Origin of the sequence: Enterobacter sp. EC_64 (assembly GCF_019584165.1) — a bacterium.
In the GTDB taxonomy this organism is placed as follows: domain Bacteria; phylum Pseudomonadota; class Gammaproteobacteria; order Enterobacterales; family Enterobacteriaceae; genus Enterobacter; species Enterobacter roggenkampii.
Genome location: NZ_VDAS01000012.1, coordinates 126,673 through 142,429, shown reverse-complemented (window position 1 = coordinate 142,429; position 15,757 = coordinate 126,673). Strand labels below are relative to the sequence as shown.

Below are 15,757 nucleotides of genomic sequence, written 5' to 3'. Positions count from 1 at the left end.
GCGCGGTGGTCCCACCTGACCCCATGCCGAACTCAGAAGTGAAACGCCGTAGCGCCGATGGTAGTGTGGGGTCTCCCCATGTGAGAGTAGGGAACTGCCAGGCATCAAACAAGAAGAACCCCGTACCGAAAGGTGCGGGGTTTTTTGCTTTTGTTTTCTTCCTCTCCCTCTCCCTGAAACTTTCTCACCTTCACCTTGCAGACTCGACATTCCGATCATTTCTGGGTATCGTTAGCTGTCTGGATGTCTAAACGTTTATACGTATGTTGTGAGGATATAAAGCTATGCCGATTCGGGTGCAGGACGAGCTACCAGCCGTCAATTTCTTGCGTGAAGAAAATGTCTTTGTGATGACGACTTCACGTGCGACAGGTCAGGAAATTCGCCCGCTGAAGGTGCTTATTCTCAATCTGATGCCCAAAAAGATCGAAACAGAAAACCAGTTCCTGCGTCTGCTGTCGAACTCCCCGCTGCAGGTTGATATTCAACTGCTGCGGATCGACGCCCGTGAGTCTCGCAATACGCCTTCTGAGCACCTGAACAACTTCTACTGCAACTTTGATGACATTCAGGGTGAAAACTTCGATGGACTGATTGTGACCGGCGCGCCGCTGGGCCTGGTGGAATTTAACGATGTCGCTTACTGGCCGCAGATCAAACAGGTGCTGGAATGGGCAAAAGATCACGTCACGTCCACGCTGTTTGTCTGTTGGGCGGTACAAGCCGCACTGAATATTCTGTATGGCATCCCCAAGCAAACCCGCACTGAAAAGCTCTCCGGCGTATACGAACACCATATTCTCCATCCCCATGCGTTGCTGACGCGCGGGTTTGATGATTCTTTCCTGGCTCCGCATTCTCGCTACGCCGATTTCCCGGCCCAGCTGATTCGTGATTACACCGATCTGGAGATCCTGGCCGAAACGGAAGATGGGGACGCTTACCTGTTTGCCAGTAAAGATAAGCGCATTGCCTTTGTGACCGGACATCCTGAGTACGATCCGCACACCCTTGCGTCAGAGTATTTCCGTGATGTCGAAGCGGGTCTAAATCCGGATGTACCGTACAACTATTTCCCGAAAGACGACCCGCAAAACAAACCGAGAGCGACCTGGCGCAGCCACGGGAATTTGCTTTTTACTAACTGGCTCAACTATTACGTCTACCAGATAACACCATACGATCTGCGTCACATGAATCCAACGCTGGAGTAATCGTCTGCACTAAACGATCCTAAAGCGTTTCAGCTATTCAAATCAGGCACCTTCGGGTGCCTTTTTTATTTCCGAAATGCCACTCATCATTCTTTAAAACTTTAATTTCAATAAAATCAATCAATTAATTGCAATTTATAATTAAAATGGAAATTGTTTTTGATTTTAGAAAAAATAGAGATAGTCTTAATTCTGCTGAGCGAAAACTACCCAACGATCTTTCGTTCGCGTCGGGAGCGTGATTTTGGATCTTTGATGAGGAGCAGAGTAATGACTCAACAGGCAACGACGGTCGATGAACTGGCCTTTACCCAGCCGTATGGCGAGCAAGAACAGCAAGTATTAACGGCAGAAGCGGTAGAATTTCTGACTGAACTGGTGACCCGCTTTACGCCGCAGCGCAATAAGCTGCTGGCGGCACGTATTCATCAGCAGCAGGAAATTGATAACGGCAAGTTGCCTGGTTTTATTTCGGAAACTGCTTCCATTCGTCGTGGCGAGTGGAAAATCCGCGGCATCCCTGAAGATTTACAGGATCGTCGCGTTGAGATCACCGGTCCGGTAGAACGCAAAATGGTGATCAACGCCATGAACGCCAACGTTAAAGTCTTTATGGCCGATTTTGAAGACTCGCTGGCACCGGACTGGCGTAAGGTCATCGAGGGGCAGATCAACCTGCGCGACGCCGTAAACGGCACCATCAGCTATACCAATGAAGCCGGCAAAATATACCAGCTCAAACCGAACCCGGCGGTGCTGATCTGTCGCGTGCGCGGCCTGCACCTGCCCGAAAAACATGTCACCTGGCGTGGAGAAGCCATTCCAGGAAGCCTGTTTGATTTTGCCCTCTATTTCTTCCACAACTACAAAGCCCTGCTGGCGAAAGGCAGCGGCCCGTATTTCTACCTGCCAAAAACGCAGGCCTGGCAGGAAGCAGCCTGGTGGAGCGAGGTCTTCAGCTATGCGGAAGATCGTTTCAACCTGCCGCGCGGCACCATCAAAGCCACCCTGCTGATTGAAACGCTGCCCGCCGTATTCCAGATGCATGAAATCCTGCATGCGCTGCGCGACCACATTGTCGGTCTGAACTGTGGACGCTGGGACTATATTTTCAGCTACATCAAAACCCTGAAAAATTATCCCGATCGCGTGCTCCCCGATCGTCAGGTTGTCACCATGGACAAACCGTTCCTGAGCGCCTATTCGCGTCTGCTGATCAAAACCTGCCACAAGCGCGGCGCCTTTGCGATGGGCGGCATGGCGGCTTTTATCCCAAGCAAAGACGCAGAGCGCAACAATCAGGTGCTCAACAAGGTGAAAGCCGATAAAGAGCTTGAAGCCCGTAACGGTCACGACGGGACGTGGATCGCCCATCCGGGTTTGGCCGATACGGCGATGGAGGTCTTTAACCGCGTGCTCGGCGACAACAAAAACCAGCTGTTTGTCACCCGTGAAGACGATGCACCCATCGCAGAAGAACAGCTGCTGGCGCCGTGCGCGGGAGAACGTACGGAAGAGGGCATGCGTGCCAACATTCGCGTCGCGGTGCAGTACATCGAAGCGTGGATCTCCGGCAACGGCTGCGTGCCGATCTACGGCCTGATGGAAGATGCTGCGACGGCGGAGATCTCACGTACCTCTATCTGGCAGTGGATCCACCATCAAAAAACGCTCAGCAACGGCAAACCGGTGACCAAGACCCTGTTCCGCCAGATGCTGGCCGAAGAGATGCGGGTGATCCAGGACGAGCTGGGCGAACACCGCTTCAGCAGCGGGCGTTTTGACGACGCTGCGCGCCTGATGGAGCAAATCACCACATCAGATGACTTAATCGACTTCCTGACCCTGCCGGGCTACCGCTTCCTGGCGTAACTCACCACATAACAATATGGAGCATCTGCACATGAAAACCCGTACCCAACAGATCGAAGAATTAAAGAAAGAGTGGACTCAACCGCGCTGGGAAGGCATCCGCCGTCCGTACAGCGCAGAGGAAGTGGTGAAATTACGCGGCTCGGTCAACCCGGAGTGCACGCTGGCGCAAAATGGCGCGGCGAAAATGTGGAAGCTGCTGCACGGTGGCTCTAAAAAGGGCTACATCAACAGCCTCGGCGCGCTGACCGGCGGTCAGGCACTGCAGCAGGCGAAGGCCGGTATTGAGGCGATTTACCTCTCCGGCTGGCAGGTCGCGGCGGACGCCAACCTGGCCTCCAGCATGTACCCGGATCAGTCGCTCTATCCGGCTAACTCCGTGCCGTCGGTCGTGGATCGGATCAACAACACCTTCCGCCGTGCGGATCAGATCCAGTGGGCGGCGGGTATTGAGCCAAACGATCCGCGCTTTATTGACTACTTCCTGCCGATCGTTGCGGATGCGGAAGCGGGCTTCGGCGGCGTGCTGAACGCCTTTGAGCTGATGAAATCGATGATTGAAGCCGGTGCAGCGGCCGTTCACTTCGAAGATCAGCTGGCGTCAGTGAAGAAGTGCGGACATATGGGCGGTAAGGTGCTGGTTCCTACACAGGAAGCGGTTCAGAAGCTGGTTGCCGCGCGTCTGGCTGCTGACGTGCTCGGCGTGCCGACGCTGGTCATTGCCCGTACCGATGCGGACGCGGCTGACCTGATCACCTCTGACTGCGATCCGTACGACAGCGAGTTCATCACCGGCGAGCGCACCAGCGAAGGGTTCTATCGTACCCATGCGGGTATTGAGCAGGCGATCAGCCGCGGTCTGGCGTACGCGCCGTACGCGGACCTGGTCTGGTGTGAAACCTCTACGCCGGATCTGGCGCTGGCAAAACGCTTTGCCGACGCCATTCATGCGAAGTACCCGGGCAAACTGCTGGCCTACAACTGCTCGCCGTCCTTCAACTGGCAGAAAAAGCTGGATGACAAAACCATCGCCAGCTTCCAGCAGCAGCTGTCCGACATGGGCTACAAATACCAGTTCATTACGCTGGCAGGCATCCACAGCATGTGGTTCAACATGTTCGACCTGGCGCACGCCTATGCGCAGGGTGAGGGCATGAAGCACTACGTTGAGAAGGTGCAGCAGCCGGAATTTGCGGCGGGCAAAGACGGTTACACCTTCGTCTCTCACCAGCAGGAGGTGGGCACCGGCTACTTTGATAATGTGACCACGATTATTCAGGGCGGCACCTCCTCCGTCACCGCCTTAACGGGTTCAACGGAAGAAGCACAGTTCTAATCTTTTCCCCCTCTCCCCCCTGGGGAGAGGGTTGGTGGTGAGGGGGAATATATGTCGCGTGGCCTGGAATTACTGATTGCCCAAACTATTTTGCAGGGCTTCGATGCCCAGTATGGTCGTTTTCTGGAAGTAACCTCCGGCGCCCAGCAGCGCTTCGAACACGCAGACTGGCATGCGGTTCAGCAGGCCATGAAGCAGCGTATCCATCTTTATGACCACCACGTGGGTCTGGTGGTGGAGCAGCTGCGCTGTATTACCGACGGTAAAAGTCCGGACGCGGAATTTTTACTGCGCGTAAAAGAGCATTACACCCATCTGTTACCCGACTACCCGCGCTTCGAGATTGCGGAGAGCTTTTTCAACTCCGTCTATTGCCGGTTATTTGACCACCGCTCATTATCTCCTGAGCGGTTATTTATCTTCAGCTCCCAGCCTGAACGGCGCTTTCGTACCATTCCGCGTCCGCTGGCGAAAGATTTCTTTCCCGAGCACGGATGGGAAAAGCTCCTGCATCGCGTGCTGACGGATTTGCCGCTGCGTCTGCCCTGGGAGAATAAAGCCCGGGATATCGGGTATATCCACGCCCATCTCAAAGAAGCATTCGGCGCGGAGGTGCTCAGCCACAGCCATTTGCAGGTGGCCAACGAGCTTTTCTACCGCAATAAAGCCGCCTGGCTGGTGGGCAAACTGGTTACGCCGACGGCTATTGTGCCGTTTCTGCTGCCCATTCATCGTACCGACGACGGGGAACTGTTTGTTGATACCTGCCTGACTACCAGCGCCGAGGCCAGCATCGTGTTTGGCTTCGCCCGTTCCTATTTTATGGTGTACGCTCCGCTGCCCGCCGCGCTGGTGGAGTGGCTGCGCGAGATCCTGCCGGGCAAAACCACGGCCGAGCTGTATATGGCCATTGGCTGCCAGAAGCACGCTAAAACGGAAAGCTACCGGGAGTACCTGCGCTATGTCACCACGGCCGATGAGCAGTTCATCGAAGCGCCCGGCATTCGCGGCATGGTGATGCTGGTTTTTACGCTGCCGGGCTTCGACCGGGTCTTTAAGGTGATTAAGGACAGATTCGCGCCGCAGAAAGAGATGACCGCCGCGCACGTCCGCGCCTGCTACCAGCTGGTTAAGGAGCACGATCGCGTTGGGCGCATGGCGGATACCCAGGAGTTCGAAAATTTTGTGCTGGATAAGCAGCAGATCGATCCGGCGCTCATGGCGCTTTTACTGCAGGAAGCACCCGCCAAAATCACCGATCTTGGCGATAAAATCGCGATCAGCCATCTCTACATTGAACGACGCATGGTGCCGCTGAATATCTGGCTGGAGCAGTCCGACGGTCAGGCTTTAAGAGATGCGATTGAAGAGTACGGCAACGCGATTCGCCAGCTTGCCGCCGCCAATATCTTCCCGGGCGATATGCTGTTTAAAAACTTCGGCGTCACCCGTCACGGTCGGGTGGTGTTCTACGATTACGACGAAATTTGCTACATGACCGAGGTGAACTTCCGCGATATCCCACCGGCCCGCTACCCGGAAGATGAGCTTTCCAGCGAGCCGTGGTACAGCGTTTCGCCGGGCGATGTGTTTCCCGAAGAGTTTCGCCACTGGCTCTGCGCCGATCCGCGCATCGGGCCGCTATTCGAAGAGATGCATGCCGATCTGTTCCGCGCCAGCTACTGGCGGGGACTGCAAACGCGGATCAAAAACGGGCACGTGGAAGATGTGTACGCTTACCGTCGCAAGCAGCGGTTTTGCATCCGGTTTTCAGAGGGCATCATGTAGGCCGGGTAAGGCGAAGCCGCCACCCGGCAATGCATGCTTAACGAATCCCACCGTACGCCAGCGTGACCTCTTTCGCCGCCTTAATCACCAGCGCACCCAACTCAGTGACCCGATCGTCGGTCATACGTGAAATCGGCCCGGAGATAGAGATGGCGGCAAACGGCTCGCGGTGCTCGTCAAAAATGCAGGCTGCGATACAGCGCAGGCCGAGGGCGTGCTCCTCGTCGTCAAACGAATAGCCGCGCTTGCGGGTCAGGGCCAGGTCTTCTTTCAGATGCACCGGCGAAACCAGCGTGGCGTGGGTATAGGCATGCAGTCCTTTACGGTGCAGCAGCCCCGTCACCTGCTCCTCGGTCAGCTGCGAGAGGAACGCTTTACCCGCCCCTGAGGCATGCATCGGCAGCTTGCCGCCAATCGGCGCGGACATGCGCATCAGCTGCGTGCATTGCACCTGGTCGATGATAATCGCCTGATGGTCGCTCTGGTCGAGCACGGCCAGATTCACGGTCTCGCCCGACTCTTCCATCAATTTGCGCAGAATCGGGTGCACAATCGCCAGCAGGTTGCGGCTCTGCAGGAAGCTGCTGCCCACGATAAACGCATGCGCGCCCACCGCCCAGTGCCCCAGCTCGCCTACCTGGCGGACAAAGCCCAGCTGCTGCATGGTGGTCAGCAGGCGGTGCGTCGTGGAGTTCGGCAGGCCAGCCTGCTGGGCCAGCTCCGTCAGGGCCACGCTGCTGTGCGACTCGGCTATCCACTCCAGCAGCTTCAGACCGCGCGTGAGCGATTGAACCTGTCCACCCTGTTGTGCGGCAGCGGTGGTGGCAGCAGGTTTTCTGCCGCGTTTAGCGGGAACGGTCGCGACCATGACGATCTCCTTTTTCTGTATCGTGGAAATCATTTTCGTTTTATTTGGTGAATTTGCAACCGTTATCCTGACTGATCGGAGGAGTGATAGTGAACATGTCTCATGTTACCGCTGAGCGACTTTTCCACCCTGCGAGATTGTGCCAGTATGGAACGCAGCCTTTTGGCCTTGTTGAGCGTTGTCGGGAGCAAGTGTGAGCAGCAAAGTAGAGCAACTGCGTGCGCAGTTAAATGAACGAATTCTGGTGCTGGACGGCGGCATGGGCACCATGATCCAGGGTTATCGCCTGAGCGAAGACGATTTCCGCGGCGAACGCTTCGCCGACTGGCCCTGCGACCTGAAAGGGAACAACGACCTGCTGGTGCTCAGCAAGCCGTCCGTGATCAAGGATATCCACAACGCCTACTTCGAAGCGGGTGCGGATATCGTTGAAACCAACACCTTTAACTCGACAACCATCGCCATGGCGGATTACCAGATGGAATCCCTGTCGGCGGAGATCAACTATGAAGCCGCAAAGCTTGCGCGCGCCTGCGCCGACGAGTGGACGGCCCGCACGCCGGACAAGCCGCGCTACGTTGCCGGGGTGCTTGGCCCAACCAACCGCACTGCGTCGATTTCACCGGACGTCAACGACCCGGCGTTTCGTAATATCACCTTTGACCAGCTGGTTGTTGCCTACCGTGAATCGACCAGAGCGCTGGTGGAAGGCGGTTCCGATCTGATCCTGATTGAAACGGTATTCGACACCCTCAACGCCAAGGCCGCGATTTACGCGGTGAAAGAGGAGTTCGAGGCGCTGGGCGTTGACCTGCCGATTATGATTTCCGGCACCATCACCGATGCCTCCGGCCGTACCCTGTCCGGCCAGACCACCGAAGCGTTTTATAACTCCCTGCGCCACGCCGACGCGCTCTCCTTCGGCCTGAACTGCGCGCTGGGTCCAGATGAACTGCGCCAGTACGTGCAGGAGCTGTCGCGCATTGCGGAATGCTACGTTACCGCGCACCCGAACGCCGGTCTGCCGAACGCCTTCGGTGAATACGATCTGGATGCCGACACCATGGCGGCACAAATCCGCGAGTGGGCCGAGTCTGGATTTCTGAACATCGTCGGCGGCTGCTGCGGCACCACGCCGGAGCACATCGCCGCCATGAGCAACGCCGTGGCCGGACTGCCGCCGCGCAAGCTGCCCGAACTGCCGGTTGCCTGTCGCCTCTCCGGCCTTGAGCCGTTAACCATCGGCGAAGACAGCCTGTTTGTGAACGTGGGTGAGCGTACAAACGTCACCGGCTCCGCGAAGTTCAAGCGTCTGATCAAAGAGGAGAAGTACAGCGAAGCGCTGGACGTTGCCCGCCAGCAGGTGGAAAGCGGCGCGCAGATTATCGATATCAACATGGATGAGGGGATGCTCGACGCCGAGGCGGCGATGGTGCGTTTCCTCAACCTGATCGCCGGTGAGCCGGACATCGCCCGCGTGCCGATCATGATCGACTCCTCCAAATGGGAGGTGATCGAGAAGGGGCTGAAATGCATTCAGGGTAAAGGCATCGTCAACTCCATCTCCATGAAAGAGGGCGTTGATACCTTTATTCATCACGCGAAGCAGGTCCGCCGCTACGGTGCTGCCGTGGTGGTCATGGCCTTTGACGAAGTGGGCCAGGCCGACACTCGCGCGCGTAAAATTGAGATTTGCCGCCGCGCGTACAAAATACTGACCGAAGAGGTAGGCTTCCCGCCGGAAGACATCATCTTTGACCCGAACATCTTCGCCGTGGCGACCGGCATCGAAGAGCACAACAACTACGCCCAGGACTTTATCGGCGCGTGCGAGGACATCAAGCGCGAGCTGCCGCATGCCCTCATCTCCGGCGGCGTATCGAACGTCTCGTTCTCGTTCCGCGGCAACGACCCGGTGCGTGAAGCGATTCACGCCGTGTTCCTCTACTACGCTATCCGCAACGGGATGGACATGGGGATCGTTAACGCCGGCCAGCTGGCGATTTACGACGACCTGCCCGCCGAGCTGCGCGACGCGGTGGAAGACGTGATCCTCAACCGCCGCGACGACGCCACGGAGCGGCTGCTTGACCTGGCAGAAAAATACCGCGGCAGCAAGTCGGATGACGCAGCCAACGTTCAGCAGGCCGAGTGGCGCGCCTGGGACGTGAAAAAACGTCTGGAATATTCGCTGGTAAAAGGCATCACCGAGTTTATCGAGCAGGACACCGAAGAGGCGCGTCAGCAGTCAGCCCGCCCGATTGAGGTCATTGAAGGCCCGCTGATGGACGGCATGAACGTGGTCGGCGATCTGTTTGGCGAAGGCAAGATGTTCCTGCCGCAGGTGGTGAAATCCGCCCGCGTGATGAAGCAGGCCGTGGCGTACCTGGAGCCGTTTATCGAAGCCAGCAAAGAGAAAGGCTCCAGCAACGGCAAAATGGTCATCGCCACCGTGAAGGGCGACGTGCACGACATCGGCAAGAACATCGTCGGCGTGGTGCTGCAGTGCAATAACTACGAGATTATCGACCTTGGCGTGATGGTCCCGGCGGATAAAATCCTCAAGACCGCGCGCGAAGTGAATGCTGACCTGATTGGCCTCTCCGGGCTGATCACCCCGTCGCTGGACGAGATGGTTAACGTGGCGAAGGAGATGGAGCGTCAGGGCTTCACCATTCCGCTGCTGATTGGCGGCGCGACCACCTCCAAGGCGCACACGGCGGTGAAAATCGAGCAGAACTACAGCGGGCCGACGGTCTACGTGCAGAACGCCTCGCGCACGGTGGGCGTGGTCTCCGCGCTGCTCTCTGACACCCAGCGCGACGAGTTTGTTGAGCGCACCCGCAAAGAGTACGAAACCGTTCGCATCCAGCACGGGCGCAAGAAACCGCGCACCCCGCCAGTTTCACTCCAGGCGGCGCGCGATAACGATCTGGCGTTTGACTGGTCGAGCTATACGCCGCCGGTCGCGCATCGCCTGGGCGTTCAGGAGGTCAGTGCCAGCATCGAAACGCTGCGTAACTACATCGACTGGACGCCGTTCTTTATGACCTGGTCGCTCGCGGGCAAATATCCGCGCATCCTGGAAGATGAGGTGGTGGGCGAGGAGGCGAAACGCCTGTTTAACGATGCCAACGACATGCTCGACATGCTGAGCGCGGAGAAAACCCTCAACCCACGCGGCGTGGTGGGGCTGTTCCCGGCCAACCGCGTGGGTGACGATATCGAAATTTACCGCGATGAAACCCGCACTCACGTGCTGGCAGTCAGCCGCCATCTGCGCCAGCAAACCGAGAAAGTGGGCTTTGCCAACTACTGCCTGGCCGATTTTGTCGCGCCGAAGCTGAGCGGTAAAGCCGACTATATTGGCGCCTTTGCGGTAACCGGCGGTCTGGAAGAAGATGCGCTGGCGGACGCGTTCGAAGCGCAGCACGATGATTACAATAAAATCATGGTGAAAGCGATCGCCGACCGCCTGGCGGAAGCCTTCGCCGAGTACCTGCACGAGCGCGTGCGTAAGGTGCACTGGGGCTACGCGGCGAATGAAAACCTCAGCAACGAGGAGCTGATCCGCGAAAACTACCAGGGGATTCGTCCGGCACCGGGCTATCCGGCCTGCCCGGAGCACACCGAAAAGGGCACGATCTGGCAACTGCTGGACGTCGAAGCCCATACCGGGATGAAGCTCACCGAGTCGTTCGCCATGTGGCCGGGCGCGTCCGTCTCCGGCTGGTACTTCAGCCACCCGGACAGCAAGTACTTTGCCGTGGCGCAGCTTCAGCGCGATCAGATTGAAGATTACGCCCTGCGCAAAGGCATGAGCGTGTCAGAAGTAGAGCGCTGGCTGGCACCGAATTTAGGCTACGACGCAGACTAACGTCACTTTTCCTTACAACAAACAGGGCACCTCAAGGGTGCCTTGTCTCTTTCTTACGCTTAACCCCTTATACTGAAATAAGGTTCTATCCCTGGCACCCGGTGGCGGTGCGCTTACCGGGCCTGTGCGTAGGTCAGATAAGGCGTCGCCGTCATCCGACATGGCAACGCGCAGGGAACCTCAGGAAAACCGATAAAGATAAGGAGGAAAACCATCCGTGCTGACCCTGTTACATCTGCTCTCTGCAGTCGCACTGCTCGTATGGGGCACCCATATCGTCCGTACCGGCGTGATGCGCGTATTTGGTGCCCGTTTACGTACCGTTCTCAGCAGCAGCGTTGAGAAGAAGCCGCTCGCCTTCTGCGCAGGCATTGGCGTAACGGCACTCGTTCAGAGCAGCAACGCCACAACCCTGCTTGTCACCTCCTTTGTGGCGCAGGATCTGGTGGCGCTGGCCCCGGCGCTGGTCATTGTGCTGGGGGCTGATGTGGGTACCGCGCTGATGGCGCGTATCCTGACCTTCGATCTCTCCTGGCTGTCGCCGCTGCTGATTTTTGTCGGCGTTATCTTCTTCCTCGGCCGCAAACAGACGCGGGCCGGGCAGCTTGGTCGCGTGGGGATTGGCCTGGGGCTGATTCTGCTGGCGCTGGAGCTGATTGTGCAGGCGGTCACCCCGATTACCGAGGCCAACGGCGTGCAGGTCATCTTCGCCTCCCTGACCGGTGACATCATGCTCGACGCGCTGATTGGCGCGGTGTTTGCCATCGTCAGCTACTCCAGCCTGGCCGCCGTGCTGCTGACGGCCACGCTCACCGCCGCCGGGGCGATCTCCTTCCCGGTCGCGCTGTGTCTGGTGATCGGTGCCAACCTCGGCTCTGGCCTGCTGGCGATGCTCAATAACAGCGCCGCCAACGCCGCCGCCCGCCGCGTGGCGCTCGGCAGCCTGCTGTTTAAGCTGGTGGGCAGCCTGATTATTCTGCCCTTTATCCATCCGCTGGCGAACCTGATGGATAACCTCCCGCTGCCGAAGGCGGAGCTGGTGATCTACTTCCACGTGTTCTACAACCTGGTGCGCTGCCTGGCGATGGTCCCTTTTGCCGGGTCGATGGCCCGCTTCTGCGAGCGACTCATTCAGGACGAACCGGAGCTGGACGCCCGCCTGAAGCCAAAGCATCTGGATACCTCCGCGCTGGACACCCCGGCGCTGGCGCTGGCGAATGCCGCGCGCGAGACGCTGCGCATGGGCGACGCCATGGAAACCATGCTCGAAGGGCTGCAAAAGGTGATGCACGGCGAGCCGCGAGAGGAGAAAGAGCTGCGCAGACTGGCGGACGATATCAACGTGCTCTATACCGCCATTAAGCTTTACCTGGCCCGCATGCCGCAGGACGAGCTGGCGGAGGAGGAGTCCCGCCGCTGGGCGGAAATCATTGAGATGTCGCTCAACCTTGAGCAGGCCTCCGATATTGTTGAGCGCATGGGCAGCGAGATTGCCGATAAGTCGCTGGCCGCCCGCCGGGCGTTCTCCGTAGAAGGCTTAAAAGAGCTTGAAGCGCTGCACGAACAGCTGGTCAGCAACCTCAAGCTGGCGATGCTGGTCTTCTTCTCCAGCGACGTGCCGAGCGCGCGCCGCCTGCGCCGCAACAAGCATCGCTTCCGCATTCTTAACCGCCGCTACTCGCACGCCCACGTTGAGCGCCTGCATCAGCAGAACGTGCAGAGTATCGAGACCAGCTCACTCCACCTGGGGCTGCTGGGTGATATGAAGCGCCTCAACTCGTTGTTCTGTGCGGTGGCCTACAGCGTGATGGAACAGCCGGATGAAGATGACCAGCGGGATGAGTATTAATCCCCGGCGTGTTTGAGCGTTAGCCCAAAACCCAATGCTTTCATGACCGCGAGCGTGGTTTTGAGCGTTGGGTTTCCTTTATCACTGAATGACCGATAAAGCTGCTCACGTGATAAACCGGTTTGCTGTGAAATGTTCGACATGCCTTTGGCTCGCGCGACAACACCAAGGGCTTTAGCGATATATGTCGAGTCGCCTGTTTCTAGTGCATCAGCGATAAACACGGCGATTTCCTCGTCATCCACCAACGCGTTGGCGGGATCGTAAGGTGTTAATTTATGCATGCTCATTCACTCCTGCCATTGGGATACATTGCTCAGCATTTTTGCCATCAGTATGTCTCTGGCCTGGCTGCTTTTGTCACCACCACATAACAGCACGATGATGTAATTGCCCTGGTCTTTAAAATAGATCCTGTAGCCCGGACCAAAGTGGATCCTTAGCTCACTTATACCTTCTCCCACGGGTTTAACGTCGCCCGCTAAGCCATTTGCCAACCGAAAGAGGCGGGAAGCGATAATGGTCTTCGCTCGTCGATCTTTTAAGTTTTGCTCCCAGCGTCGGAAGGATTCTGTCTGAACAATCTCCTTCATATTACTCCCTGTGATTTATAAACTACAAACACTTCTCCATGGAGAGTAAAACTAAAAGGCTTGAACACATGGGTAAATGACAGGATGCAAAATCCTGAAAGCGTCTCGCAAACTAAAAAACCCGTCTCAGTTACCGTCGGCTAATCTTTTTTTCCAGTCCATACCTAAGGTATATTTCGCCCTTCACAGGAGAAACTATGCTGCCAACTCAATCAACCCGATTAAACAAATACATTAGCGAGAGCGGGATCTGCTCACGTCGCGAAGCGGACCGTTACATTGAACAAGGTAATGTGTTCCTCAACGGCAAGCGCGCCACGATTGGTGACCAGGTGATGCCTGGCGACGTGGTTAAAGTGAATGGTCAGCTCATCGAACCGCGTGATGCCGAAGACCTGGTGTTTATCGCGTTGAACAAACCGGTTGGGATTGTCAGCACCACGGAAGACGGTGAGCGGGACAACATCGTTGATTTCGTGAACCACAGCAGCCGTATCTTCCCGATTGGCCGTCTGGATAAAGACTCTCAGGGGCTGATTTTCCTCACCAACCACGGCGATCTGGTCAACAAGATCCTGCGTGCCGGTAACGATCACGAAAAAGAGTACATTGTGACGGTGAATAAGCCGGTCACGGACGACTTTATTCGCGGCATGGGCGCCGGTGTGCCGATCCTCGGTACCGTCACGAAAAAGTGTAAGGTGAAGAAAGAAGCGCCGTTCGCGTTCCGCATTACCCTGGTGCAGGGCTTAAACCGCCAGATCCGCCGCATGTGCGAGTACTTCGGTTATGAAGTGACGAAGCTGGAGCGCACGCGCATCATGAACGTCAGCCTGTCCGGCATTCCGCTGGGCGAATGGCGCGACTTGACGGATGACGAACTGATCGAGTTGTTCAAGCTTATCGAGAATTCCTCGTCCGAAGCGAAGCCGAAGGCCAAAGCCAAACCGAAAACCCAGGCGATTAAACGTCCGGTCGTGAAGGCGCCGCAGGCGGAAGAGAAAGGACGCGGCAAACCGGGTAACGGGAAGCGATTTACCCAGCCGGGCCGTAAAAAGAAAGGGCGCTAGCTAGCGCCTTCCACGAGTAGAGGTATTGGCCGACCAGGAAAAGGTCGTTTCAGTATCCGGCTTATAAGCCTGCTGCTTTTTCAGCTTGCGGGCTTTTTTCGCCTCGGCGTCACGCTGCGCCATCAGTTTATCGATGTACTCTTTTTTAACCTGATTGGTTTCGGCGTTGGTCAGCGTACGGCCATGCGCGATGCGGGCGCGGTCGAGAAGCGTTTTCAGTTCGCGCTGCTCGGCTTCCGTCATGTCTTTCTGGGTCAAACGTGGTGTCGCCATTGCTGAAGCCTCCTGAGAGAGAGGCTTCAGTGTAAAACAAGCTGAGTCAATTAACCCTGTTTCACCGCATCTTTTTTCGTTTGTTCCTCAATCGGTTTGCCGGACCAGTAGCCCGCCAGCAGCGAGCCGGAGAGGTTGTGCCAGACAGAGAACAGCGCACCCGGCAGGGCCGCCAGCGGCGAGAAGTAGATTTTGCCGAGCGCCGCCGCCAGGCCGGAGTTCTGCATCCCTACCTCGATTGCCAGCGTGCGGCAGGTCGATTCGTCGAAGCCAAACAGTTTCCCGCCCCAGTAGCCGCCCAGCAGGCCAATGGTGTTATGCAGCACCACCGCAACGATCACCACAAAGCCCACGGAAGCTATATGCGAGGCGGAACCCGCCACCACGGCGCTGATGATCGCCAGAATACAGACCATCGAAAACGCGGGCAGGTACGGCTCAACGGCCTTCACCACGCGCGGGAACAGGTGGTGAATGACCAGCCCCAGCGCAATCGGGATTACTACAATCTGCAGAATGCTCAGCAGCATCCCCATCACGTCCACCTGAATATGCGCATCCACGTACAGGCGGGTTAACAGCGGCGTGGCAATCACGCCAACCAGCGTGGAGACGGACGAGATAGTGACGGAGAGCGCCACGTCGCCTTTCGCCAGATAGATCATGACGTTGGATGCCGTACCGCTGGCGACGCTGCCCACCAGCACCATCCCGGCGGAGAGGTCGGGCGGCATCTTAAAGACCATCGCCAGCAGCCACGCCGCGAGCGGCATCACCAGGTAGTGCAGGAATATTCCTGCCGCGACGGGCGCAGGGCGAGACAACACGCGCTTAAAATCGTCTACTTTCAGATGCACACCCATACCGAACATGATCAGCATCAGCAGCGTGGCGACCCACGGACCAATACCGGTGAACGTGGTGGGCGTGTAATACGCGAGTACGGAGAGCAGCAGCGCCCATAACGGGAACAGCCGCGTAATAGCGGATAACATAATGATTTCCTTGCGATGAATG

General features: G+C 57.3%; 12 protein-coding genes and 1 rRNA gene. 8 read left to right on the top strand and 5 right to left on the bottom strand.

Annotated features, from left to right (window positions below):
* The 5 genes from rrf to aceK form a co-directional block, all read left to right on the top strand.
* Positions 1-103 (top strand): 5S ribosomal RNA (rrf, locus tag FHC52_RS12205); the annotation flags it as partial.
* 181 nt (positions 104-284) lie between these two features.
* Entirely contained in the window at positions 285-1,214 is a 930-nt protein-coding gene (gene metA / locus FHC52_RS12200) for a homoserine O-succinyltransferase (protein ID WP_008503405.1), read from the top strand.
* 270 nt (positions 1,215-1,484) lie between these two features.
* Positions 1,485-3,086, top strand: a complete 1,602-nt coding sequence (gene aceB / locus FHC52_RS12195; RefSeq protein ID WP_021242714.1) for a malate synthase A — start codon at positions 1,485-1,487, stop codon at positions 3,084-3,086.
* 31 nt (positions 3,087-3,117) lie between these two features.
* Positions 3,118-4,422 (top strand): isocitrate lyase, encoded by a 1,305-nt coding sequence (gene aceA, locus FHC52_RS12190; RefSeq protein WP_023334117.1) that lies wholly within the window; start codon positions 3,118-3,120, stop codon positions 4,420-4,422.
* 51 nt (positions 4,423-4,473) lie between these two features.
* Positions 4,474-6,210 (top strand): bifunctional isocitrate dehydrogenase kinase/phosphatase, encoded by a 1,737-nt coding sequence (gene aceK / locus FHC52_RS12185; RefSeq protein WP_045407208.1) that lies wholly within the window; start codon positions 4,474-4,476, stop codon positions 6,208-6,210.
* Positions 6,211-6,247: 37 nt separating this feature from the next.
* Here the strand turns inward: aceK and iclR are convergent, their stop codons facing one another.
* Complete coding sequence (gene iclR / locus FHC52_RS12180; RefSeq protein ID WP_023293555.1) at positions 6,248-7,078, bottom strand: glyoxylate bypass operon transcriptional repressor IclR; 831 nt, start codon at positions 7,076-7,078, stop codon at positions 6,248-6,250.
* A gap of 193 nt (positions 7,079-7,271) precedes the next feature.
* Between iclR and metH the strand changes: the two genes are divergently transcribed.
* Both metH and FHC52_RS12170 read left to right on the top strand, forming a co-directional pair.
* Positions 7,272-10,955, top strand: a complete 3,684-nt coding sequence (metH, locus tag FHC52_RS12175) for a methionine synthase (RefSeq protein ID WP_220420088.1) — start codon at positions 7,272-7,274, stop codon at positions 10,953-10,955.
* A gap of 217 nt (positions 10,956-11,172) precedes the next feature.
* Complete coding sequence (locus tag FHC52_RS12170) at positions 11,173-12,804, top strand: Na/Pi cotransporter family protein (RefSeq protein WP_008503411.1); 1,632 nt, start codon at positions 11,173-11,175, stop codon at positions 12,802-12,804.
* Here the strand turns inward: FHC52_RS12170 and FHC52_RS12165 are convergent.
* Both FHC52_RS12165 and FHC52_RS12160 read right to left on the bottom strand, forming a co-directional pair.
* Positions 12,801-13,088, bottom strand: a complete 288-nt coding sequence (locus FHC52_RS12165; RefSeq protein ID WP_021242718.1) for an addiction module antidote protein — start codon at positions 13,086-13,088, stop codon at positions 12,801-12,803. The two genes, FHC52_RS12170 and FHC52_RS12165, sit on opposite strands and share 4 nt — an antisense overlap.
* Before the next feature lie 6 nt (positions 13,089-13,094).
* Positions 13,095-13,397: a type II toxin-antitoxin system RelE/ParE family toxin gene (locus FHC52_RS12160; RefSeq protein ID WP_023293553.1), complete on the bottom strand. Its 303-nt coding sequence runs from the start codon at positions 13,395-13,397 to the stop codon at positions 13,095-13,097.
* 197 nt (positions 13,398-13,594) lie between these two features.
* Between FHC52_RS12160 and rluF the strand changes: the two genes are divergently transcribed.
* The gene (gene rluF / locus FHC52_RS12155; RefSeq protein ID WP_008503414.1) at positions 13,595-14,467 is read left to right on the top strand and encodes a 23S rRNA pseudouridine(2604) synthase RluF; all 873 of its coding nucleotides are present in this window, start codon (positions 13,595-13,597) and stop codon (positions 14,465-14,467) included.
* Here the strand turns inward: rluF and FHC52_RS12150 are convergent, their stop codons facing one another.
* Complete coding sequence (locus FHC52_RS12150; protein WP_014830263.1) at positions 14,468-14,740, bottom strand: DUF3811 domain-containing protein; 273 nt, start codon at positions 14,738-14,740, stop codon at positions 14,468-14,470.
* Between the two features lie 50 nt (positions 14,741-14,790).
* The gene (gene panS / locus FHC52_RS12145; RefSeq protein ID WP_023293551.1) at positions 14,791-15,735 is read right to left on the bottom strand and encodes a ketopantoate/pantoate/pantothenate transporter PanS; all 945 of its coding nucleotides are present in this window, start codon (positions 15,733-15,735) and stop codon (positions 14,791-14,793) included.
* Positions 15,736-15,757: the final 22 nt, after the last annotated feature.